This window comes from Haloarcula nitratireducens (assembly GCF_019599505.1).
The window spans coordinates 410,248-433,066 of sequence record NZ_RKLT01000002.1 but is presented as its reverse complement, the minus strand read 5'-3'; the positions used below and the strand labels follow the sequence as shown (position 1 = coordinate 433,066).

Sequence of the window (22,819 nt, the reverse complement as noted above, 5' to 3'; positions counted from 1 at the left end):
AAAACCCTTCGTCGATCGGGGACCGGAACGTTGATGTTTGACCGAACGTTCGTTCGATACGAGATGACCGACTGGATCTACGGGTCTACCGAGTGCCACGAGCCGAGGCCCGTATCGGCCGCGGAGACATCTTCTGACATCACTTCTTCCAACGCATGAACACGCGAACGCCACTGACGCTGACCGTCGTCGTACTGCTGTTGACCGCCGGTACCGCCGCCGCCGCCGTGGCCGGAAGTCCGGACATCGACGCGACGCTCAAGGACAACACCGTCTCGCCCGGCGAGGAGACCACGCTCGACGTCGTCCTCGTCAACAGCGGCGATGTCACGGCCGGGTCCGCTCAATCTTCGAGCGCCGTGACGACCGCTCGCGCGCTCAAAGTCGACGTCCAGAGCGGCGACGCGCCGATAAACGTCGTCACGTCCAGGCAGTCGCTCGGAACGCTCCAATCGGGGCCCGCGACGACGGTGCCGTTCGAGATCAGCGTCGACGAGGACGCCGATCCCGGTAGCTATCGAGTGCCGGTCGAACTCGACTACGAGTACACGAGTTACCTCTCCGAGGAAGACGGCAGCCGAACGGAGTCCGACGCGTCCGAGACCGCCTACGTGACCCTTCGCGTTTCCGATGACGCCACCTTCGACGTGACGAACGTCGAGTCCGACGCTCGGGTCGGTTCGACGGGGACCGTGGCCGTCACCGTCGAGAACACCGGCCAGTCGGCCGCCCGCGACGCGTCCGTGACTCTCCAGAGTCAGAACCAGGACCTCGGTGTCGGCGGCGGCACGGCGAGCTCCCGCTACGTCGAGTCGTGGGAATCCGGCGAGAACCGGACCTTCCAGTACAGCGTCTCCGCCGCGGAGAGCGCGGAGCCCGAACCCTATCAGTTCAACCTCTCGGTCGGCTTCGACAACGAGAACGGCGTCCGCAAGCAGTCCGTCGGTACCTCGGTCGGTATCGCTCCGGACCCCCAGCAGGCGTTCTCGGTGGTCAGCACGGAGAACGACGTCGCCGTCGACGATACCGGGTCGTACTCGCTGACGCTCCGCAACGAGGGACCGGTGACCGTCAGCGACTCGACGGTGACCGTCGCCTCGCAGAGCCCCGACATCACCTTCGGCGAGGCGTCCTCGACGACGCAGTACGTCGGCGAGTGGGAGCCGGGCGAGACGCGAACTATCACCGTCGACGCCACGGCCGGACCGAACGCCGAGAACCGCAACTACGCGCTCACCGCGTCGATCAACTACGAGGACCCCGAGGGCGACGCGGGCGTCGAGGAGGGGCTCTCGGTCGGTCTCCAGCCGGGACCCGAACAGGATTTCTCCCTCTCGGACGTCGACGCCACGCTGCAGGCCGGTGAGGACGGCCAGCTCGAAGCGACGCTGACCAACGAGGGGCAGCAGGCCGTCGAGAACGTCGTGTTGCGCTGGAACAGCGACCACAGCAACCTCTCGCCGCAGGAGACCCAGTACGCCGTCGGCGACCTCGGCGCGGGCGAGTCCGCCACCGTGAGCTTCGGCGTCGACGCCTCCGACAGCGCCGACGCCGGGCCGCGACAGTTCGACTTCGTCGCCCAGTATCAGGGCAACAGCGGCGATACGAAGGAGGTCGACGGGCTGCAGGTCCGCGCCGACGTCGCGGCCAGCCAGGACGAGTTCGTCGTCGAGTCTGCCAACACGACGGTCGGCCCCGGCGGCTCCGAGGTCATCGAACTCACCGTGACGAACAACGAGGACGTGCCGCTCACCGACATCTCGGCGAAGCTGTTCGCCGACTCGCCCATCTCGGTGACCGACGACGAGGCCTACGTCGACCGCCTCGGACCCGGCGAGTCCACGACGCTCCGCTTCGGTATCAGCGCCAGCGGCGGCGCGATGGAGAAGGCCTACCCCGTCTCGCTCGACTTCCAGTACACCGAGCCCGACGGCGATTCGCCGGTCTCCGATACCTACCGGGTCGCCATCGACGTGAACTCCGAGAACGACGGCGGCGGCTTCCCGCTCGTCGGCATCGCGGCCGTCGTCTTGCTCGTGAGCGTGCTGGCGATCGGCGGCTACGCCAGGTACCAATAGATGGATCACCAGCGCTACATCGACTGGGCGGACGACCGCATCGTCGGCGACTCGCGGAAGGTCGTCCTGGCGTTCCTCGTCGTGACGCTCCTCTTTAGCGCTGGCCTCGGCAACGTCTCGACGAACGCCGGGACCTCGCAGTTCACGACCGGCCTGCCCGCCGAGGAGGCGTTCTCGCAGGTCAACGACGAGTTCTCGCCGGCGTTCTCGGCGGACACGGGCAACACGCAGCTCATCCAGAAGGGCAACAACGTCCTCTCGAAGGGGTCGATGCTGCGGATGCTCAGGGCCCAGAAGTGGCTCCAGGAGAAAGACGGGCTCCGCGTGACCTCCACGTCGAGCGCCGCGAGCATGGTCGCCACGCAACTGGACCCGACGGCGACGACGCCCGAAGGGCAGATCCGCGCCGTCGAGTCCTCGACCGACAGTGAGATCGACGCCGCGGTACGGCGGGCCGCCACAGAGAGCCCGCAGTTCACCAGCCTCGTCAGCAGCGACTTCAACCGCGGCTCCGCGTCCGCCTCGGCGACGCTCGGCCTCGTCGTCCACGAGGTCCCCGCCGGTATCTCCTCGGGGTCGGGACAGGGCGGTTCGAGCCCGCTGACGGCCATCCAACAACAGGCGCAGTTCACGGTGGGGGCGGCCGGCCACGGGAGCATCGTCGTGTTCGGGTCGGGCATCCTCGCCGCGGAGTTCTCGAACGTCGTCGTGGACTCGCTGATACTCACCGTCCCCGCGGCGGTCATCTTCATCCTCTTCTTCCTCACCATCGCCTACCGCGACCTCGCGGACATGGCGCTCGGCCTGATCGCGCTGTTCATGGCCATCGTCTGGACGTTCGGGTTCATGGGGCTGGCCGGCATCCCGTTCTCGCAGATGCTCATCGCGGTGCCGCCGCTGTTGCTCGCGGTCGGCATCGACTTCGGCATCCACGCCATCAATCGCTACCGCGAGGAGCGCGTCGAGGGGGTCGGCATCGACAAGTCGATGCGCATCACGACCGACCAGCTGCTCGTCGCCTTCTTCATCGTCACCGGGACGACGGTCATCGGCTTCGCGGCGAACCTCACCAGTTCGCTCCCGCCGATCCAGGACTTCGGGTTCGTCGCCGCCATCGGCATCACGTTCACGTTCCTCATCTTCGGCGTGTTCCTGCCGGCGGCGAAAGTGGAGCTAGACGAACTCAGACAGCGGTATCCGATTCCGACGTTCGCCCAGACGCCGCTCGGCTCCGAGGGGTCGAAGCTAGGCGGCGTGCTCCGCGGCGGCGTCGCCATCGCCGAGCGAGCGCCGGTGGTCTTCCTGCTCCTGACGCTGGTCCTCACGGCCAGTGCGGGCGTCTACGCGACCGGCGTCTCCACGTCGTTCTCGCAGGACGACTTCCTCCCGCCGGAGGACAACCCCGACTGGATCATGTCCCTGCCCGAGCCGTTCGCGCCGAGCGACTACACCGTGACCCAGCGGACGAACTTCCTCGAAGACAACTTCGACTCGACCCAGAGCGGGCAGGCGACCGTCTTCGTCGAGGGACCGATGCGACAGGACTCCACGCTCGAACGGATCTATCGCGCCGGCGACGACCCGCCGGACTCGTTCGTCCGCGAGGACGGCCGGGCCGCCTCGACGTCGATCGTCACGGTCATCCGGGACCGGGCCGCTCGCGACCCCGAGTTCCGACAGTTGGTCCAACGCAACGACCGGAACGACAACGGCGTCCCCGACGACGACCTCGGGGAGATATACGAGTACCTGCTGGAGTCGTCCTCGCGGGACCGGGCGCTGAACTACCTCGCCGAGGACTACCGGAGCACGCGCGTCGTCTACACCGTCGAGTCGAGCGCGAGCGACTCCGAGGTGACCGAAGACGCCCGCGCGGTCGCCGACGACTTCCCCCACTCGGCGACGGCGACCGGCTCTATCGTCGTCTTCCAGGCCGTCACGGACGTCATCCTCGAATCGGCCGTCCAGTCGCTGGCGATCGCGCTCGCGGGCGCGACGGCGTTCCTCGTCTTCATCTACCGCGTCTTGGAGGGCCGGCCCTCGCTCGGCATCGCCAACATGGTGCCGGTGGTCGTCACCGTGTCCCTGCTGGCGGCGACGATGCGCCTGCTCGACATCCCCTTCAACGCCATCACGGCGACGATGCTCGCCATCACCATCGGGCTCGGCGTGGACTACTCCGTCCACGTCACCCACCGCTTCGCCGACGAGATGCACGAGCACGACCTCGTGACGGCGCTGGACCGGACCGTCCGCGGGACCGGGGGCGCGCTGTTCAGCAGCATGCTCACCACCGTCTTCGGCATCGGCGTGCTGGCGCTCGCGGTGTTCCCCGCCATCGGACAGTTCGGCATCCTGACGGCGATGTCCATCGCCTACGCGTTCCTCACGTCGCTGCTGGTCCTCCCGTCGGTGCTCGTGGTCTGGGACCGCCTGACCAACCGGCGCCGGCCGCTCCGGTCGCTGTTCGACCTCGACTGGTCACGGCCCGCCCGGACGACGGAGAGCGACGACTGACGCTCTCGCGTCGTTTTCTCTCCCGTCCGCTCTCGGACCGCTTCTGTCCGCTCAGCGCACGCCACTGAAGCCTTTATCCGGGGGCACCGCTAGCCTCCGATATGACTCACGTCGTCATCATCGGCGCGTACGGGAGCGCCGGCGCGGCCGTCGCCGGCGACCTCGTAGACGAGGAGGACATCGAACTGACTCTCATCGACGACGGCGACCCCGGCGGGGGCCTCTGTATCCTCGAAGGCTGCATGCCGTCGAAAGAGGTGCTCTCGGCCGGCGCGCACCGCTTCCAGGCCCGTCACGACCACCGACTGGTCGGCGACGCCCCCGACGTGGACCTCGAAGCGGTGGTCGAACAGAAGAACGACCACACCCGCGGGTGGGCGGGCCACCGCCGGGACTCCATCCACTCGATGGCCGAGCGGGACCACGTCGAGTTCATCCACGACACGGCGACGCTCGTCGACGACCACACCGTCCGGGTCGGCGACGAGGAGTACGAGGCCGACTACGTCGTCATCGCCACCGGCTCGTCGGTCAACGTCCCCGACCTCCCCGGCATCGACGACGTGGACTTCATGACGAGCAAAGACGTCCTCCACGCCACCGAGTTCCCCGACTCGGGCCTCGTGATGGGCTTCGGATACATCGGGATGGAGATGGTGCCGTATCTGGCCGAGGCCGGCGGGATGGAACTCACCGTTATCGAGCACGACGAGCGACCCATCGACGAGGCCGATCCGGCCTTCGGCGACGAGGCGCTCTCGATCTACGAGGACAATTGGAATATCCAGATCCCGACGAACTGTCACGAGAAACGCCTCGAAGAAACCGAGGACGGCGGCGTTCGTCTGTACGTCGAGTTCGACGACGGGACCGAAGACGCCTACGAGGCCGACGAGCTGTTCCTCTTCACCGGCCGGCGGCCCACCCTCGACGGCCTCGGGCTGGAGAACACGTCTATCTCCCCGGAGGGCGAGTGGGTCCGAGAGACGATGCAGACGACCGACGCCGACCACGTCTACGCCGTCGGCGACGTCAACGAGAAGGAGCCGATCCTCCACGTCGCCAAGGAGCAGGGCTTCACCGCCGCCGAGAACATCCTCCGGCAGGAGGCGGGCGGCGAGCCACGGGAATACGAGAACGTCCACCACCACGTCATCTTCTCGGGACTGGGCGTCTACCCGTTCGCCCGCGTCGGCCACAACGAACAGACCGCTCGCGAAGCGGGCTACGACATCGTCACCGCCACCAGACAGGCCAGCGACGACGGCGTCTTCAAGTCCAAGGACGTCCCAGAGGGTCTCTCGAAACTCGTCGTCGACGCCGCGGACGGCACGGTCCTCGGCTGGCAGGGGCTTCACTACCACGCCGACAGCTTCGCGAAGATGCTCCAGCTCGTCGTCGAGATGGGCCTGGACGTGCGCGAGTTGCCCGACAGAGCGTACCACCCGACGCTCCCCGAGAACTTCGACGGCCTCATCCGGGACTGCGTGGCCGAACTCGACGACTGACTCACTCCATCGAGGGGTAGTTCTGTAGCTCGACGAACTCGGTGCCCCCGCAGGCCGCACACTCGTCGGGCTGCGCGTAATCGTGGTCGGGCGGGTCGCCACGGGCGGTTCCGGCGACGATGGTATGACATCCCTCGCAGACGTATTCCTGTGGGCGTTCGGGCTGGTGTGCCATGTAGTGTAATTTGAACTACACGTATATGAGCATGGGTTCGGGATGCCGACGGACGCCGTCGGTCATCACTCGCCGCGCTCGCTATCGGGCGAACGAGCGGCCAGCACGGGCATCTCCGCGATCCGCTCGGCAGAGAGCGCCCCCCAGTCCACGCCGTCGGGTCGGCCGTAAGGAGTCTCCGTCTCGACGGTTCGCTCGGGCGTCACGACGTAGTCCATCGGTACGTCGTGGGCGTCGACGGGGACGTTGCTCTCGACGACGCCATCGGGGCCGCCGACGACCTGCAGTTCGTGGACCGTCGTGACGACGGTCGTGGACTCGTCGACGAGGTCGAGTTCGGCGAGTACCGCGTACTCGAGATCGCTGAACCCCTCGCCCTTCCCGATGCGCGCGCCCTCCTCGGTGACGGCGACGGACCCCGAAACCACGAGGTCGACGCTCTCGACGGCCTCCGGACCGACCTGTTCGGCGTGGTCGGCGACGTTCGAGACGGCGGGCGCGGCCTCGACGTCGTCCACCTCGGCGGGGTCGAGCTCGTAGAAGCACTTCTCGTCTCGAAGCCGCGGAACGGCCATGTAGACGGTCTTGCCCGCCCGCAGCGCCGCCCGACGGACCGGGAGCTGTGGCGCGTCGGGGTTGGCCTTCACCGTCTCGGCGGCGTCCCAGACGGCCGTCTCGGCCAGTCGGTCGGCCGCCCGCTCGGCCCCCTCGAAGTTCGGAATCCGGTCGTGGGGCGGGAACGGGAAGCGCGCGACCCCCTCCGCTTCGAGGGCGTCCCACACCGCCGCTCGTATCGCCTGCTTGTCCATGCGGGCCGGTCGCCCACGTTCGCAAAAAGCGTTTAGTCCGGTCGCGTCCCAGACGAGAGCCATGACGGCCGAACGCGTCTCCAGATGGGCACGCCGTCACGTCGCCGTCGGCGCGCTCTTCCTCGTCGCGTGGCAGCTGGCGGCGCTGTTCGGAGCGCCGCATCGGACCGCCGTCACGCTCGGTCTCTACGGGTTCGTCCTCCACACCGTCGTCGGGAAGGGGTACGCGCTCGTCCCGGCGTACTTCGACCGCTCGCTCGCCCTTCCTCGCGCTCCCGCCGCCACCCTCCCGCTCCTGACGCTCGGGGCCGTCGGACTGGCGGTCGCGCCGACGGCACCGCTCCCCCGCGCGGCCGCCGTCGCCGGCGCGGTCTGCTGGGCGCTCGGGGCGGTCGGGTTCGTCGCGGCGCTGGGCTGGACGGTCCGCGACAACCTCTCGGGGGCCGAGACGGGGACGGGCGAGGCGAACGCCGAGCGGCGGCGGATCGACCGCCTCGCCAACGCGTTCGTCCCGGTGGTCTTCGCGTACCTCCTCGCCGGCGCGTACGAGACCGTGGCCGTTACCGCCGGATTCCCGACGCTGGCCGGCCGCGGTGCGGCCGGTGCCACCCACCTCCTCGCGGCGGGAGTCGGCGCGCTGCTGGTCTTCGCGGTCGGGTTCCGCCTCCTGCCACGCTTCCTCGTCGCGTCGCCGCCCGCACCCCTCGTCGCCGTCGTCCTCCCCGCGGGCGCGGTCGGTCCCGCCCTCGTCGCCGGCGCCCTCTGGGGCGGCGTCTGGTTCCGCGCCGGTGCCGTCGCCGAGAGCGTCGCCGTCCTCGGGTTCGCGCTCGTCTTCGTCGCCCTCTTCCGGCGCTCTCCCCGACGTCGCGTCGGGTTCTACGGCCCGCTGCTCGGCGTCCTCGCGGGCGTCGCCGGCGTCGCGCTCGGCCTGCACTTCGCCTTCGTCGGCGCGGTCCCCGGCGGGCCGCTCGCGCACTATCGGCTGAACCTCCTGGGGTTCCTCGGGCTGACTATCGTCGGCGTGGCCTACCAGTTCTACCCGCCCGCCGTCGGGACGTTCCCCGGTGCCGGCGACCGGACGGCGCTCGCCTCGCTCGGCTGTCTGGCCACCGGCCTCGGCGTCGAGGCCGCCGCGTTACTGGCCGGGATCGCGCCGCTCGCCGCGGTCGGTCGACTGGCAGCGCTCGCCGGCGCGGGCCTGTACGCGTACCTGCTGCTGGGTCTCTTTCGAGAGCGCTACGGCACTCGCTGACGGTCCCGACGTCGCGTGCCCGCTCAGAACTCGTAGTGGGCGATCTCCGTCGATCCGCACGCCGGACAGCGACCGTCGGCCTCCTCCACGTCGGTGCCACACTGTCGACACTCGTGTAGGGACTCCGTCCGCTCGGTGACCGAGCGCCGCAACTGGTCGAACATATCTCTGTCCAAGAACGGGAAGGGTATATACACCAGCCATGCGGCGTGAAAGTGAAAACCGGCGGACGAAGCGGGGATCGGACGACGGCCGTCAGACGAGCGTCAGACGATGGGTCGGGGACGGGAGAGGGCGAAAGCGCGCTCAGTTGCCGGTCGAGTGCCGCTGGCCGACGACGGCACAGACGACGTTCAAGAGGAGGAGACCCACGACCAGTAGCGGGGCCGAGGCGGCGGTGCCGGTCACCAGCGTCCCCGCGATGACGAGCGGCAGCGGGATGGTCGCCCAGAAGGCGACCCCCCGGATCGCGGCGACGAGCGACTGACGGAGCGTGGAGAGCAGGGAGCGGGCGGTTGCGAGGGCGGACGGGCGCGGAAGGGACGATTCTGCGGTGGACATGACTGGGTTCTCTACTCGGAGCCACGACCCCTATCCCCATATAACGGAGATATCATTGGCATGAATTCACCGTATGGTCGTCGTTTTAGGACGTTTCATAATCCTTTTCCAGCGTCTGAAAACGCCGAAAATGGTAGATTCCGGTTCAGCGATTCGGACCTCGACTCACCGCTCGGCAGGTGCCGATTTCGGCGGGTCAGTCGGTCGGACCGGCCGCTTCTCGACCCGACCGCGCGGGCCACGGCCCGGACAGACGTCCCGCGAGTCTGACAGCAAACGGCGGCTACACCGGGCGTCGAACGGAGTAGGTCGGCGATAACAAAGCCCGCGTTCCGAGAGTCCCCGCCCAATGGGTACTGAGACAGACGTCCAAGGGGCGGCCGAGCACTGCAACACCGTCCTCGATGCGGTATCGAGGGCGGTCATCGCCGACGAATCGACGCTCGAGACGGTCCTCTCGGGATTTCTCTCCAGAGGACACGTCCTGCTCGAAGACGTCCCGGGGACGGGCAAGACGCTCACCGCGCGCTCGCTCGCGGCCGCGTTGGGCCTCTCGTTCTCGCGCATCCAGTTTACGCCGGACCTCCTGCCGGCGGACATCACCGGCACGTACGTCTTCAACGAGCAGACGCAGGCCTTCGACTTCCGCGAGGGCCCAATCTTCGGCAACGTCGTGCTGGCCGACGAGATCAACCGCGCGTCGCCGAAGACGCAGGCCGCGCTGCTCGAAGCGATGGGTGAAGGGCAGGTCACCATCGACGGGGAGACCCACGCGCTGCCGGACCCCTTCTTCGTCATCGCGACGCAGAACCCGATCGAACAGGACGGCACGTTCCCGCTGCCCGAGGCACAGGTCGACCGCTTCGTCGTGAAGACGAGCCTGGGCTACCCCGACGAGGCCGGCGAGCGCGAACTCATCGACCGGCGGGCCGCTCGAACCGACCGGACGCCCACGGTCGGAACCAGCGCCGCCATCGACCCCGCGGCGCTCCGGCGAGCGCCCGAATCCGTCCACGTCGAGGACGAGGTGCGCGGGTACGTCGTCAGTCTCGCGCGCGCGAGCCGAGAGGACAACCGCGTCGCCACCGGCGTCTCTCCGCGGGCGACGCAACGGCTGTTCGAGGTCGCCAGAGCGCTCGCGGTCGTCCGCGGGCGGAGCTACGTCACGCCGGACCACGTCGCGCGCATCGCGCCCGACGTGCTGGCTCACCGCCTCGTCCTGACGCCGGACGCCCGCGTCGACGACGTGGACAAGCGCGCCGTCGTCGACGACCTGCTCGACTCGGTGCCGGTGCCGACGGTCGGCTACGCGGACGAGCGATAGCGAGCGTCCCGCTCGTTTCGCCCAACCTTGGGATGGTCCTCCGCTTATAGGAGTACAGAACCCCGAAAACGCGGCTAGGCTGTTGCCGCCGGCCGAGTTGACGCCAGGCGGGGATCGCGCCGGCCGATGTCTATCCCCGTGACTCGGCCCGTCTCTGGGAGTTCTGCCGTCACGCGGCTAATCGGGTGCAGGTCGTAAAACGAACCGCTAGCAGATAGGAACCACTCAGTAGTCGTCCAAGGATGGCACAGTATAGCGGTCTCCCTAACCTTGGAAACAGTCATATTCGAGACCGTTTGGATACCGCGCGCGTCACTAACTCTTTGTCTACAGCTGAACGGCTGGTTTTCGACCGCTATGGGAGTCGTCCGTGACGCCGCTCCGGCGGGCGAACTACTAGCCGCGAATCTCGACATACAGAGACCGACTAGCGGCCCGTTCGGTCAAGGTTGGAGACCGAACGGGTGACGGACCGTACCTTCGTGGCTTAGCGGTACAGCGCGGCCATCAGCGCGATCGCGCCGACCAGCAGCGCCACCAGCGTCGCCAGTGGCAGTCCCGTCGCGCCGTTCTCGAAGAGCAGGAGCGTCGCGACGACCAGGGCGACGCCGTAGGCCGTCGAGACGCCGGCGTGGACCAGTTCGACCGAGCGCGTGTCGGCGTCGGTCCGCAGCTGCTCGCCGAGGCTGATGCCGTGTTCCCCGACGTCCCACGCGACGATGGCGGCCGCGACGGCCGCGAGCAGCGCGAGCGGCCCCGCCCGCTCGAAGATGCCGCTCAGAGCGACGGCGACGACGAGCGCGGCGAGTCCGGCCGAGAGGAACCGTCGGGCGAAGCGCCGGCTGACCGGACGCACGCCCAGCCCGACGAGGACGACGCCGACCAGCGCCGGGAACAGTTCCAGGCGCGCGCCGGACGTCGAGGGCGAGGTGAGCGCCAGCGCGAGCGCGGCGAGGACGACGAGCGCGCCGACGGCCGTCCCGAGATACCGGGCGGGTCGGTCCCACGGTGTCCCATCGGGGTAGCGACCGCTGACGAGGAGGATCGCCACGCCGAGGAGCGTGAGCGCGACCGCGCGATGCTGTGCGGCCGAGCGGACGAGGATCGCTGTCGCCCCGGCCGCCAGCAGGACCGCCAGCCCGCTGGCGATCGGCGTCGGCCGGTGGGCGACCGGTTCGCTCACGCCGACCACCCCCGTCGCTGCTCGTCGAGCAGGACCGCACCCAGCGACGCCGTCGGTCCCCAGTCGACGACCGGGACCCCGGCCCCTCGAAGCGAGTGGAGGCGGTTCGTCCGCTCGATCCGCGCGAGTTCCCGCCCGAGCGTGCCGTCGGCCGTCACGTCGGGGCTGACAACCGTCGTCGCGTGACCGTCGGCCTCGAGCGTGCGCACCGCTTCGACGATCGCCTCGTCGGCGAGCGGCGAGAACACGACGATCTGCGTGTCCCGACCGAGGCGCTTGCGCAGTTGCTCTGTCTGTCGCTGGATGTCCCCGTCCTCGTCGGCGGTCGGCGGTCGGGCCGACAGCGTCGGGTGGGTCTGGAGCAACTGTCGGAGGCGGCTCTGGTGGTCCGGACCGACGCCGGGAGCGCGGAAGCAGAACTCCCGGCCGAACGCCGCCAGGCCGACGAAGTCACGGGTGTCGGCGAGCGCCGAGAGCAGCTGTTCGACGCCGGCCAGGCCGTGGGCGACGGCGTTCGGTTCGTCGTCGCTCCGCGAGCGGTAGGCCGGTTCGCGGGCGTCGAGCAGGAGCAGTATCGAGGCCCGGCGCTCCTCGCGGAAGTCGATGGTGGTGAGTTCCCCGGTGCGCGCCCACCGCTTCGAGTCGATGCGGCCCATCGGGTCGCCGGGGCGGTACTCCCGGACGGTGTGGAACTCGATGCCGCTTCCGCCGTCGTCGGTCACCAGCCGGCCCGCGTGGCCGTTGGTCTGCTGGCGGAGCGGGACCGAGGGGACGGCCTCGGCGCAGTCGATCTCCGTCCCGGCGGCCACCGTCGTCTCCACCTCGTGTGCGCCCGTCGGGTCGCGGACGACGACGGTGGCCGGGTCGAACTGGTGGCGGCCGTGGTCGGCCCCGACCTCGTAGCTGAACTCGGTGCTCTCGCCGGGGCGAAGCACCGCGCCGTGGCGGGGGCTGCCCGACGCGACGGTGAGCATCGGCGGCACGCCGTCGATTATCCGGACGTCGGTGAGCGTGCTGTCGCCGACGTTGGTCAGCCGCGCGGTCACCGTGACCGGGTCGCCGCGGTCCGGGTGGTGGTCGTCGACCCGCCGGTCGAGTTCGAACTCGGCGCTCGGCGGGCCGGTCAGGCGCGGATACAGCGCGAAGCCCGCGCCGACGACGCCCGCGAGCATCACTGGCGGGCGGTCCGTGAGGATGCCGACGGCGACGGCGAACAGCGCGACGGCCACGATGCCGCGCCAACGGCCGGTCGCTCTGGTCGCCGTCATCGCATTTCACCGCCGTTGGCTTCGCCACCGCTCGGCTCGGCCCGGGTCGGGCGGCGCTCGCCCTCTCCGGGGCGCTCCGTCTCGGTCTGCCGGGTGAGTTCCCGCGCCGTCGCTCGCGCGCCGTGTTGGACCCACGAGTCGCCGAGCAGCCACAGCCTCGCTCGCTCGCCCAGCGCGGGCGAGGACGGGTCGTCGCTGAGAAACTGACCGGCTACGGGATCGTCCGTCCAGCGGCCGTCGGCGACGCGTTCTTCGGCTCGCTCACGCGAGCGCCCGTCTCGCATCTCCGCGCGGACGGCCGCGGTCCGCAACCGTTCGCGGAGGGCGTCGGCGGTCTCGCCGCTGTCGCGGTGACGCGGGATAGTCGTCCCGAGAAGAGCGTCGAACCCCTCACCGGGTCGGGGCGCGTCGAGTATCGTCTCCGGGTCCGGCGGGTCCGCCTGCGTGACACTGCCGGTCGCGCGCCGGCCGACCATCCACGCCAGGACCGCCAGCGCGACGCCGCCGAAGAGGCCGAGCAGGAAGTAGTCGTTCCCCAGCGCCTCGACCAGCGCCTCGACGGGGAGCGACGACGCCGCGCCCGGAACGACCGCGAGCCCCAGCGCGACGGTGCCGAGCGCCACCAGCAGCCCCCAGCCGAGCCGGCGCACGCTGGACGTCTCGCTCATCTGCCGTCGCCCTCCCCCCGTTCGCCGTCGCGCTCCGGTCGCCGGTCGTCACCCGTCGACCGGCCGCCGTCGCTCTCCAGCCGTCCGCCGGCCAGCGTTCGGAGCGTCTCGCGGGCGTTGCGCTCTCGCTCCTCGGTCGGCGGTGCGCCGCCGTACTGGACGTCCTCGAAGGCCCGGCGCAGTCGATGTACCGCGTCGGCGTCGAACCCGGTCTCGACGGCGGCGCGGGCGCAGTCTCGCGGCGTCCGCATTCGCGGTCGCCTCACTCCCGCTCGCGTCACCAGCTCGACCCACGCCCGCTGGACGTCGTTCTCCGGGACGGGGATTGCCCGCTCGCCTCCCGCCTCGTCGTCTGACTCGTCGACGAGCCGTCCGAACAGCGCCCGCAGACGCTCTCGATAGTAGTAGGCGACGCCTACGAGCAGGGCGAGCACCAATAGCGCCACCAGCAGTTCGACGAGATCGCTCTGTGAGGCGGGGTCCGGCTGTGCGCTCGCGCTCGAACTCTGCTGGCTCTGTGAGCTAGATGAGGACGACGAGGACGAGGACTGCGATTGTGACTGTGACTGCGACTGACTCGCCTGCTGGTCGTACTGGTCGTGCAGTCGCTGTGCGGCCTCCTCCACGTCGTCGCCGCTGTCGCCGAGGGGAAGCGCTTCGTACTCTACGTCGATGGCGTCGGACGGGTCGGTCTCCATCGACGACCCCAGCGTCGACGCGGAGAACGTCAGGGCGACGACGACGGCGACGGCGATGCCGACCGACACTACTCGTTCCGTGTTCATTGTCCCTTGCGTGGCGACCGGAATCGCCAGGCTGGTTCGGGCTGAGTCAGGCGGAGGCGTTGTTATAGGCCGGTTACGGCTGCAACGGACGCAACTGTCTCGGAACGGTCTCCGCGGGAGGACGCGGTCGGCCGACCCGAATCGACGGCCCCGCCGCAGGTTCCGCCCCGAAGGACCCGAATTCTCAAGGGGGGTGGTGGCCAAACCATCGCCGATGAACGTCAGCATCGTCGGCAGCGGCTACGTCGGCACTACCGTCGCGGCCTGTCTCGCCGATTTGGGCCACGAAGTGACGGCAATCGACATCGACGAGGGTATCGTCGCCGCCATCAACGACGGGGAGTCGCCCATCCACGAGCCCGGGCTGGACGAACTCGTCGCCGAACACGGTGGCGACCGCCTCCGGGCGACGACCGACTACGCCGCCGTCCGCGAGACGGAGCTGACGATGCTGGCCCTGCCGACGCCCTCGAACGAGGACGGCAGCATCGACCTGCAGTACATGGAGGCGGGCGCGTCCTCCGTCGGCGAGGCGCTGGCCGCGGGTGGGGACCGCGAGGAACCCCACCTCGTCGTCACCAAATCGACGGTCGTCCCGACGACGACGGAGGAGCGACTCGCCGCCCGCATCGCCGACGCTGGTCTCGAACGCGGAACGGATTTCCTGGTCGCCTCGAACCCCGAGTTCCAGCGCGAGGGATCTGCCGTTACGGACTTCCTGAACCCCGACAAACTCGTCTTCGGGGCCGACGACGAGCGGGCCTTCGCGATGCTGCGCGTCCTCTACGCCCCGCTCCGGGAAGCCGCCGACGGCGAGGTGCCCACCGTCGAGACCGGCATCGCCGAGGCCGAGATGATAAAGTACGCCAACAACGCCTTCCTCGCCTCGAAGGTCAGCCTCATCAACGACATCGGCAACGTCTGCAAGGAGTTCGGCGTCGACGCCTACGAAGTGGCCGACGCCATCGGGTTAGACGACCGCATCGGCGAGCGGTTCCTCCGGAGTGGGGTCGGCTGGGGCGGGAGCTGCTTTCCAAAAGACACGGATGCAATTATATCTGCCGCTCGCGAACGCGGCTACGACCCGGCGGTGCTCTCGGCGGCCGTCGAATTGAACGACGCTCAGCCCGAGCGCCTCCTCTCCCTGCTGGACGACCACGTCGACGTGGGCGGGAAACGCGTCGCCGTCCTCGGCCTGGCGTTCAAGCCAGGGACGGACGACATCCGGAACACGCGGGCCGTACCGGTCATCGAGGGCCTGCAGGAGCGCGGGGCCGGCGTGGTCGCCTACGACCCCGTGGCGACCGAGAACATGCGCGAACGCTACCCCGATATCGAGTACGCCGGGTCGGCCGCAGAAGCGTTAGAGGATGCCTCCGGCGCGGTGGTCGTCACCGACTGGGACGAGTTCGCGGCGCTCGACGCCGAGTTCGACGAGATGGCCGACCCTATCGTGGTGGACGGTCGGCGGATAATCGAGCGGCGCGACGGCATCACGTACGAAGGGCTGACGTGGTAGAGTCGGTTCGTGACCGCTACTCGTCGCCGTCTTCGGCGGCCAGCGCGTCTCGGATCACGGATTCGACGGTGTGGGTCGGCTCCCAGCCGAGCACCTCGCGGGTTCGGCTCGTGTCGACGGTGAACGAATCGACCATCGTCTCGTCGTCGCCGCGGGGGTTCTCGACCAGCGAGACGTCCACGTCGATGCCGGCGTCGGCGGCGGCCGATTGGACCAACTCGGCGACGTCGTGCACGCTCGGGTCCTCGTCGCTGGCGATCTCGTACTTCTCGACGCCGGTCTCGCCGTCGGTCAGTTGCTCGACCATCCGCTCGGCGCTGCGGACGTAGGCGCGGGCGACGTCCTTGACGTGGACGAAGTTTCGGGACTGCGTGCCGGGCTCGTACACCGTTAGCGTCTCGCCCGCCTCCGCGCGCCCGAGGAAGAAGTTGATAACGGTGCCCTTCGAGACCGACTGCCCGTCTATCTCGTGGCTCCCGTAGAGGTTCGATATCATGAACTGGTGGGCGGGGAACGCGCCGTCGGCGAAGTCCTCGATGGCGCGTTCGCTGAGGAGCTTCGTCCGGCCGTACCAGTTCAGCGGCCCGCGCGGGTTGTCCGTCGAGATGGGGAAGTCAGCGGGGTCGCCGACGACGGCCATCGAGAAGGGGAAGACCATCCCCGCACCGGTCCGCCGGCAGAACCACGCGACGTTGTTCGTCCCCTGGACGTTCACTTCGTAGGCCAAGTCCTGCTTGTCCTCGCAGTCGTCGACGCCGGAGATGGCCGCCAGATGCATCACGACGTCCGCTCCGTCGAGCGCGGCCTCCAGCCGGTCGCGGTTGCGGATGTCGACGTGTTCGACGTCTACGTCCCCGATGGACCGGACCTGCCCGAGATAGAAGTTGTCAAGCGCGGTTATCTCCCAGTCGGGGTATTGCTCCCGTAGCTCGTAGACGACGCGACTGCCGATGTAGCCCGCAGCGCCGGTGACGGCGACGTGGGGGGAATCCGCCATGCAACGTGGGTTGACGCGACACGCTATAAACACCCCGCGGTTTAGCGTTCGGCGGGGGCGGCGGTGGGGTAATCCGGCGGGGGAATCGAGGGGTTTATTCCCGTGACACCCCTTGGCAATCGCGGTAATGAACGAACTCCGAACGGGGTTGAGCTACGGCGACGTACTGCTGGTCCCCCAGCGGTCGCCGGTCGATAGCCGGAGCGACGTCGACCTCTCGACGCGGTTGACGCCCGGTATCGACCTCGAGACGCCGCTCGTCTCGGCGGCGATGGACACCGTCACCGAAGCGGCCCTCGCGATCGCGCTCGGCGAGGCCGGCGGCGTCGGGACGATCCATCGCTTCCTCACCGTCGAGGAACAGGCCGAGACCGTCGCGGAGGTGGCCGCGGCGGGCGTCCCGGTCACGGCGGCGGTCGGCATCGACGAGGACCACGTCCGGCGGACGGTGGCGCTGGTCGAGGCGGGCGTCGACGCCGTCGTCGTCGACGTCGCCCACGGGCACATGGAGCGAACCCTCGACGCCGTCGCGGACCTCCGCGAGGAGTACGGCGACCTCGATATCGTCGCCGGGAACGTCGCCACGCCCGACGGCGTCGAGGACCTCCACGCGGCCGGCGCGGACTGCGTGAAAGTCGGCATCGGTCCCGGCTCGCACTGCACCACCCGGAAGGTGGCCGGAGCGGGCGTCCCGCAGTTGACCGCCGTCGACGACTGCGCTGAAATCGCTCGGGACCTCGACGTCACCCTCTGCGCCGACGGCGGCATCCAGACCTCCGGGGACGCCGTGAAGGCGCTGATGGCCGGCGCGGACACGGTGATGATGGGCAGTCTCTTCGCCGGAACGGAGGAAGCGCCGGGCGAAGTCGTCGAAATCGACGGAACGCGTTACAAGCGCTCCCGGGGGATGGCGACGACGGCCGCCGCCGAGGAGCGCTCCGATAAGGCCGAGAACGTCGCCGCCGACGAGGGCGTGGAAGGACTCACGCCGTACAAGGGGCCGGTCGCCGACGTCGCCGAAGAGTTCTGTGCGGGCATCCGCTCGGGCCTGTCGTACTGCGGCGGCCACACCATCGAGGCCGCCCGCGAGAAGGCGGAGTTCATCCGCGTCGCGGACAGCGCCAAGGAGCGAGAAGGCGCGCACTCGGACAGAGAGTGGGAGACGGTCAGCGTCGACAGCACGAAGCACGCTACGGCCGACGCCGACGACTGAGGAACGGAGAGCGGAGCGTTCTGTTAGTCGTCCGAACTACTGAGCCCCATCGCTTCCGCGGGCGTCTCGTCCGGGTCGGCGTCGAACAGCGGGCTCTGCTCGCCGGGGACGAACGTGTTGAGCACGAGCGCCGTCAGCGCCGTGAGGATGACCGGCTGGCCGAAGAACGTCTCGGCGGCCGCGGGCAGGCCCGACAGTGCGTCCGGCCGGGTCGCGACGCCCAGGCCGAGGCCGAGCGAGACGGCCATGATGACCATGTTGCGCCGGTCGAGTTGCGTGTGTAAGAAGATGAGTCGCGCGCCGCTGGCGGCGACCATCCCGACCATCAGTAACACAGCGCCGCCGAAGACCGCACTGGGAATCGTCGTCACGACGGCACCGACCTTCGGGCTGAGACCGAGGAGCGCGAGGATGAGGCCGCCGACGCCGACGACGTGCCGGCTCATCACGCCGGTGAAGTTGACGATGCCGGCGTTCTGCGAGAAGGAGGTCACGGGGAACGTCCCGGCGAGCGAGCCGAGCGAACTCAGCAGGCCGTCGGTGAAGAGGCCGCCGCGGAACTCCTCGTGGGTGGGCGTGCGGCCCTCGGCGGCCGTGATGCTCGACATGTCGCCGACCGTCTCCATCGCCGAGACGAGAAAGAGGAACGCGAAGGTGACGATGGGGACCGGTTCGAACGCGAAACCGAACTTCCCGGGCTGCGGGACGGCGAACCAGCTCGCCCGGAACACCGGCGCGAAACTGACGACGCCGAGCGCGGCGGCCGTCGCGTAGCCGACGACGATGCCGACGAGGACGCTCAACAGTCGGGTGACGCCGGTCGTAAAGAGGTTCAGCAGGACCGCGATGCCGAGGACGAGCGACGCGAGGCCGAGGTTCGTCAGCGACCCGTAATCTTCCGCGCCGACGCCGCCGGCCACGTAGTCCATCCCGACCGGCACCAGATACAGGCCGATGATGACCACGACCAGCCCGGTGACCAGCGGCGGGAAGAACGGTTCGATGCGCTTGAACTGCCAGCCGACGAGCCCCTCGACGACGAAGCCGGTGACGAGGATCGCGCCGAACACCGCCGCCAGCCCGTAGCTCGCGCCGATGGAACTGGCCGCGCCGACGAACGTGAAACTCGTCCCCATCACGATTGGGAGTTTCGCCCCGACCGGGCCGACGGTGTAGGCCTGGACGATGGTCGCCAGCCCGGAGAACAGCAGCACCATCTGGACGATGTAGGCGGTGTCGCCCGCGCTCAGCCCGACGGCCCCGGCGACGATGAACGCCACCGCCGTCGCGGGCACGATCATCACCGCGACGTGTTGCAGTCCCAGCAGCAGCGACGTGGGTAACGGCGGCTTGTCGTCGCGCTCGTATTCGAGTTCGATCTCCCCGTCTGAGTCGGTTCCCATCTATAGCCGGTTCCTCCAGAGATTGCCGCATAATGGTTTCGTCATCGTCTCGCGGCCGGAGCGACGCGGTCGCACGCCCGGTCATTGAACCGTCACTTCGCCGTTCTCGACGGTGATATCCACGAGGCTCTCGACGTCGTGGTCGACGTCGTCCATCGCCGACTCGCCGACCTTCCGCATGACGACGACGATGTCGGATATCTCCGCGCCGATGCCGTCCAGCGCGTCACAGATGGCCGCGAGCGTCCCGCCGGTCGAGAGCAGGTCGTCCACGATGAGTACCTCGTCGTCCTCCTCGACGTCGTTGATGTACATCTCCGATTCGGAGTAGCCCGTCGACTTGTGCAGCGCCACCTCGTCGGGCAGGCCGTAGGCCCGCTTGCGGATGACGACCAGCGGGATGTCCGTCTGCAGCGAGAGCGCCGTCGCCAGGTGGATACCCATCGCTTCGGGTGCGACGATCTTGTCGACGTCTAAATCTGCCTCTTGCATGACCTCGACGACGACTTCGCGCAACAGTTGGGGGTCCAGCATCGGCACGCCGTTGCTGATGGGGTGAACGAGGTACTCGTAGCCGTCCTTGTCGACGATGGGCGCTTCGTGCAGCGACTCGCGGAGGCGTTCCATGACGGCGACTTGCGGAGGCGCGGGAAAAGCGAATCGTTCCGCGGTTCGGCGTCGTAATCGCGACGGTAGTGCGAACGACTTCGTGTACCCATACCCATACACAGAACGTGAGCAAGAACATCTCGATCTCCGACGAGGTGTATCGGAAACTGAAGCGAGAGAAGGGAGACCGGAGTTTTAGTGAACTCATCGAAGAGCGCCTCGAAAACGGCGGACGGCTCGCAGACGTGACCGGCCAACAGATATTCGAACCGGAGACCCACGACGCGGTGAAAGAAGATATCGGTCGGTTGAGCGACGGGACTCTGGACCGACTCGACGATGAAACTCGTTGATACGTCTGTCGTCGTCGATATCGACCGCGGCGGCGTCGACCAGAGGGTCTCGAAACTCGACGGCGAGGGCCGACACGCGATAAGCGTCGTCACGCTGACGGAACTCCGAATGGGCGTGAACAAACAGTACGAGGGCGATACCGAAGCACACGGCGAAGCGATGGAAGCGCTCGAACGGCTCTGTGCTCGCTTCGAGACAGTCGACGTGACGAGACCGGTGGCCGTGAGAGCGGCGGATATCATCGCAGAACTGCAGCGTCGCGGCGAACCGCTACACGACCTCCACGACGTCTATATCGCGGCGACTGCAATGTCGGAGGAGCTTCCGGTCCTCACCGCGAGCGTCGACCGCTTCGAGCGAATCGGCGACGTTCGGGTCGTCGATTGGGCGGACTATTGACGCGCTTCTATCCGACAATCAGACCTGTGCGGTAAAGCGCGTCGCCAGGTCGCGGATGCCCTCCCGAAGCGTCCACTCGGTCTCGAAGCCGGTCTCAGCCAATCGGTCGAAGTTGACGTGGTAGGATGGGCCGGGGTGTTCGTCCTCCAGATAGGTCACGTCGACGGGCGCGACTTCCTCCGAGACGATCTCGGCGATGTCGGCTATCTGGTAGTTGCCCGCGTCCGTGCCGACGTTGTAGGCGAGGTCGTCCCACGCCTCCGGCCGGAGGACCGCGTCGGCGTACGCTCTCGCGGCGTCGCGGACGTGGACGAACGGCCGCCAGTTCGACCCGTCGCCGTAGACGGTGAGCGGGCGGCCGGTCAGCGCACGGAAGACGAAGTAGTTCACGACGAGGTTGAACCGAACGCCCGGCGAGTGGCCGTAGTTGGTCGCCATTCGCAGGGCGGTGCCGGTCATGTCGAACTCCTCGCAGTAGTCGGCGAGCAGGGACTCGGCCTCCAGTTTCGTCTCCGCGTAGGGATTGATGGGGTCAGGTTCGACCGTCTCGTCGATGTCCGTGCTCGTCGCGCGGCCGTAGACGTTACACGAGGAGGCGAAGACGACGTGGTCGATACCGAGTTTCCCCGCCGCGTTCAGGACGTTCTCGGTGCCGTCGTAGTTGACGGCGAACGTCTCTTCGCGGCGGTCGTGCGTGCTCGCCGCGCCGGTTATCGCCGCGAGGTGGATCACGCGGTCGACCTCGCGCATCGCGCTCTCGACGTCGCCGTACTCGGTCACGTCGCCGCGCCGGAACTCCAGCCCGTCGCCGAGGATGCCGAGCAGCGCCCGGGGCGACCCCGAGGAGAGGTCGTCCAAGATCGCCACGCGGTCGACCCGGTCGTCGTCCTGCAGGATGGGCAACAGCGCGCTCCCGATGTACCCGCAGGCCCCCGTGACGAGGACGTCCATCGTCAGTCCTCGCTGAGCACGCCCGGCAGGAAGCGGTCCTCGTGGGACTCGATGGTGTCGCTGTAGCGGGTCAGCGTCTCGAAGATGTCCGCGACGCCCTCTTCGAAGGACTGGGACTGCCCGCCGATGAGGTCGTCGTAGCGGTCGTACTCGATCTCCATCTTGTGGGTCTCGTCCTCGTCGCGGGGGTTCTCGAAGTGCTCGACGTCGACGTCGAGTTCGTGCTCGCCGCCGACCTCGGCGATGGTCTCGGCGATTTCGACGATGCTGATGGCGCGGGTCACCTGATTGTAGACGGTGAGGTCGTCCGGGCGCTCGTCGGCGTCGCCGAGGGCCAGTTGCGCGAGCCCTTCGACGGCGTCTTCGAGCGAGACGAACGGCTTGCGCTGTTCGCCCTTGCCGTAGACGGTGACGGGATAGCCGGCGACGGCCTGCGCGCAGAAGCGGTGCGTGACCGTCCCGAAGTAGTAGTCGAAGTCGAATCGGGTCTTCAGCCGGTCGTCCTCGCGGGTCTCCTCGGTCTCGGTCCCGTAGGTGATGGCCGTGCGCACGTCCGAGACGGGGATGTCGAACTGCTTGTTGGCCAGCCGGAGGTTCGCCGCGTCGTGGGACTTCGTGAGGTGGTACCAGCTCCCGGCCATCGCCGGGAACGGCACGTCGTCGCGCTCGTCCTGGTTCTCCATCGTCGCGCCGCCCTCGGGGATGGGGAACTCCGGCGCGCCGTAGACGCCCGTCGTCGTCGTCTCGATGACGTGCGTGTCGGTCATGTCGTTCTCCTCGAGACCCCACAGCAGGTTCCGCGTCGCCTGCATGTTGTTGTGCTGGGTGTAGTTCGCGCGCTCGCCGTTGATCTGGGAGTACGGCGCGGAGGGCTGGGCGGCCGCGTGGACGATTGTCTCGGGTTCGTGGACCTGCAGGAGTTCGTCGACGGCATCGCGGTCTGTTAAGTCCAACTCCACGAAGGACATGTTCGAGACGCCGAGCGTCTCCTCGGCGGCGGCGAGTCGCTCGTCGATGGACGCGACGGGCGTCGCGCTCACCGCGCCGACCTCCTCGACCCACTCGCGGCGGGCGAAGTTGTCGACCAGCAGGACGCGCTCGTCCGTTCGGTTCGCGATGCGCAGCGCGGTGGGCCAGCCGATGTAGCCGTCTGCCCCGGTGACCAGTATCGTCATAGTTACTCAGTTCGTGAGTAACCTGCATCGAGTAAGTATCTTTTGCCCGACTCCTCGGGGGCCGTCTCCGA

General features: G+C 68.4%; 22 protein-coding genes. 9 read left to right on the top strand and 13 right to left on the bottom strand.

The features are described 5' to 3' along the window. Positions 1-155: 155 nt before the first annotated feature. The 3 genes from EGH23_RS08935 (at position 156) to EGH23_RS08925 (ending at position 6,103) form a co-directional block, all read left to right on the top strand. Positions 156-2,078 carry a COG1361 S-layer family protein gene (locus EGH23_RS08935; RefSeq protein WP_220579652.1) on the top strand — a complete coding sequence of 641 codons (1,923 nt, stop codon included), beginning with the start codon at positions 156-158 and terminating at the stop codon, positions 2,076-2,078. Continuing rightward, on the top strand, positions 2,079-4,595 hold the full coding sequence (locus tag EGH23_RS08930) for an efflux RND transporter permease subunit (RefSeq protein WP_220579651.1): 2,517 nt from the start codon (positions 2,079-2,081) through the stop codon (positions 4,593-4,595). It begins immediately after the preceding gene. 101 nt (positions 4,596-4,696) lie between these two features. Beyond that, a complete protein-coding gene (locus EGH23_RS08925) occupies positions 4,697-6,103 on the top strand; it encodes a dihydrolipoyl dehydrogenase family protein (RefSeq protein WP_220579650.1) in 1,407 nt (468 codons plus the stop codon). A 1-nt stretch (position 6,104) separates the two neighbouring features. Here the strand turns inward: EGH23_RS08925 and EGH23_RS08920 are convergent, their stop codons facing one another. After that, positions 6,105-6,278, bottom strand: a complete 174-nt coding sequence (locus EGH23_RS08920) for a hypothetical protein (protein WP_220579649.1) — start codon at positions 6,276-6,278, stop codon at positions 6,105-6,107. Positions 6,279-6,343: 65 nt separating this feature from the next. Next, on the bottom strand, positions 6,344-7,087 hold the full coding sequence (locus EGH23_RS08915; protein ID WP_220579648.1) for a 5-formyltetrahydrofolate cyclo-ligase: 744 nt from the start codon (positions 7,085-7,087) through the stop codon (positions 6,344-6,346). Positions 7,088-7,148: 61 nt separating this feature from the next. Between EGH23_RS08915 and EGH23_RS08910 the strand changes: the two genes are divergently transcribed. Next, the gene (locus EGH23_RS08910; protein ID WP_220579647.1) at positions 7,149-8,339 is read left to right on the top strand and encodes a hypothetical protein; all 1,191 of its coding nucleotides are present in this window, start codon (positions 7,149-7,151) and stop codon (positions 8,337-8,339) included. Between the two features lie 23 nt (positions 8,340-8,362). Here EGH23_RS08910 and EGH23_RS08905 read toward each other — a convergent pair whose 3' ends face one another. Then, positions 8,363-8,503, bottom strand: coding sequence for a hypothetical protein (locus tag EGH23_RS08905; RefSeq protein ID WP_220579646.1), 141 nt, complete (start codon positions 8,501-8,503; stop codon positions 8,363-8,365). A gap of 142 nt (positions 8,504-8,645) precedes the next feature. Next, the gene (locus EGH23_RS08900; protein ID WP_220579645.1) at positions 8,646-8,900 is read right to left on the bottom strand and encodes a DUF8028 family protein; all 255 of its coding nucleotides are present in this window, start codon (positions 8,898-8,900) and stop codon (positions 8,646-8,648) included. 349 nt (positions 8,901-9,249) lie between these two features. On the opposite strand from EGH23_RS08900, the gene EGH23_RS08895 reads away from it, so the two are divergent. Further along, on the top strand, positions 9,250-10,224 hold the full coding sequence (locus EGH23_RS08895; RefSeq protein ID WP_220579644.1) for an AAA family ATPase: 975 nt from the start codon (positions 9,250-9,252) through the stop codon (positions 10,222-10,224). A gap of 487 nt (positions 10,225-10,711) precedes the next feature. On the opposite strand, the gene EGH23_RS08890 is transcribed toward EGH23_RS08895, so the two are convergent. The 4 genes from EGH23_RS08890 to EGH23_RS08875 are packed head-to-tail and all read right to left on the bottom strand — an operon-like array spanning position 10,712 to position 14,128. Then, positions 10,712-11,407, bottom strand: coding sequence for a DUF7519 family protein (locus tag EGH23_RS08890; protein WP_220579643.1), 696 nt, complete (start codon positions 11,405-11,407; stop codon positions 10,712-10,714). Continuing rightward, positions 11,404-12,675, bottom strand: coding sequence for a DUF58 domain-containing protein (locus EGH23_RS08885; protein ID WP_220579642.1), 1,272 nt, complete (start codon positions 12,673-12,675; stop codon positions 11,404-11,406). The genes EGH23_RS08890 and EGH23_RS08885 overlap by 4 nt, the downstream gene beginning before the upstream one ends. After that, entirely contained in the window at positions 12,672-13,343 is a 672-nt protein-coding gene (locus EGH23_RS08880; protein ID WP_220579641.1) for a DUF7269 family protein, read from the bottom strand. Before EGH23_RS08880 ends, EGH23_RS08885 begins: the two co-directional genes overlap by 4 nt. Then, positions 13,340-14,128 (bottom strand): DUF4129 domain-containing protein, encoded by a 789-nt coding sequence (locus EGH23_RS08875; RefSeq protein WP_220579640.1) that lies wholly within the window; start codon positions 14,126-14,128, stop codon positions 13,340-13,342. Before EGH23_RS08875 ends, EGH23_RS08880 begins: the two co-directional genes overlap by 4 nt. A gap of 214 nt (positions 14,129-14,342) precedes the next feature. Between EGH23_RS08875 and aglM the strand changes: the two genes are divergently transcribed. Further along, positions 14,343-15,647 carry a UDP-glucose 6-dehydrogenase AglM gene (aglM, locus tag EGH23_RS08870; protein ID WP_220579639.1) on the top strand — a complete coding sequence of 435 codons (1,305 nt, stop codon included), beginning with the start codon at positions 14,343-14,345 and terminating at the stop codon, positions 15,645-15,647. Between the two features lie 16 nt (positions 15,648-15,663). Here the strand turns inward: aglM and EGH23_RS08865 are convergent, their stop codons facing one another. Continuing rightward, positions 15,664-16,644, bottom strand: a complete 981-nt coding sequence (locus tag EGH23_RS08865; RefSeq protein WP_220579638.1) for an NAD-dependent epimerase/dehydratase family protein — start codon at positions 16,642-16,644, stop codon at positions 15,664-15,666. A gap of 127 nt (positions 16,645-16,771) precedes the next feature. Between EGH23_RS08865 and EGH23_RS08860 the strand changes: the two genes are divergently transcribed. Continuing rightward, complete coding sequence (locus EGH23_RS08860) at positions 16,772-17,857, top strand: guanosine monophosphate reductase (protein ID WP_220579637.1); 1,086 nt, start codon at positions 16,772-16,774, stop codon at positions 17,855-17,857. A gap of 23 nt (positions 17,858-17,880) precedes the next feature. Here the strand turns inward: EGH23_RS08860 and EGH23_RS08855 are convergent, their stop codons facing one another. Next, positions 17,881-19,260, bottom strand: coding sequence for a uracil-xanthine permease family protein (locus EGH23_RS08855; RefSeq protein WP_220579636.1), 1,380 nt, complete (start codon positions 19,258-19,260; stop codon positions 17,881-17,883). A gap of 81 nt (positions 19,261-19,341) precedes the next feature. Continuing rightward, positions 19,342-19,887 (bottom strand): hypoxanthine/guanine phosphoribosyltransferase, encoded by a 546-nt coding sequence (gene hpt, locus EGH23_RS08850; protein WP_220579635.1) that lies wholly within the window; start codon positions 19,885-19,887, stop codon positions 19,342-19,344. A gap of 107 nt (positions 19,888-19,994) precedes the next feature. Between hpt and EGH23_RS08845 the strand changes: the two genes are divergently transcribed. Further along, positions 19,995-20,222: an antitoxin VapB family protein gene (locus EGH23_RS08845; RefSeq protein WP_220579634.1), complete on the top strand. Its 228-nt coding sequence runs from the start codon at positions 19,995-19,997 to the stop codon at positions 20,220-20,222. Beyond that, positions 20,209-20,622 (top strand): type II toxin-antitoxin system VapC family toxin, encoded by a 414-nt coding sequence (locus EGH23_RS08840; protein WP_220579633.1) that lies wholly within the window; start codon positions 20,209-20,211, stop codon positions 20,620-20,622. The genes EGH23_RS08845 and EGH23_RS08840 overlap by 14 nt, the downstream gene beginning before the upstream one ends. Positions 20,623-20,640: 18 nt before the next feature. Here the strand turns inward: EGH23_RS08840 and EGH23_RS08835 are convergent, their stop codons facing one another. Next, a complete protein-coding gene (locus EGH23_RS08835) occupies positions 20,641-21,573 on the bottom strand; it encodes an NAD-dependent epimerase/dehydratase family protein (RefSeq protein WP_220579632.1) in 933 nt (310 codons plus the stop codon). A gap of 2 nt (positions 21,574-21,575) precedes the next feature. After that, complete coding sequence (locus tag EGH23_RS08830) at positions 21,576-22,748, bottom strand: NAD-dependent epimerase/dehydratase family protein (protein ID WP_220579631.1); 1,173 nt, start codon at positions 22,746-22,748, stop codon at positions 21,576-21,578. Positions 22,749-22,819 lie beyond the last annotated feature (71 nt).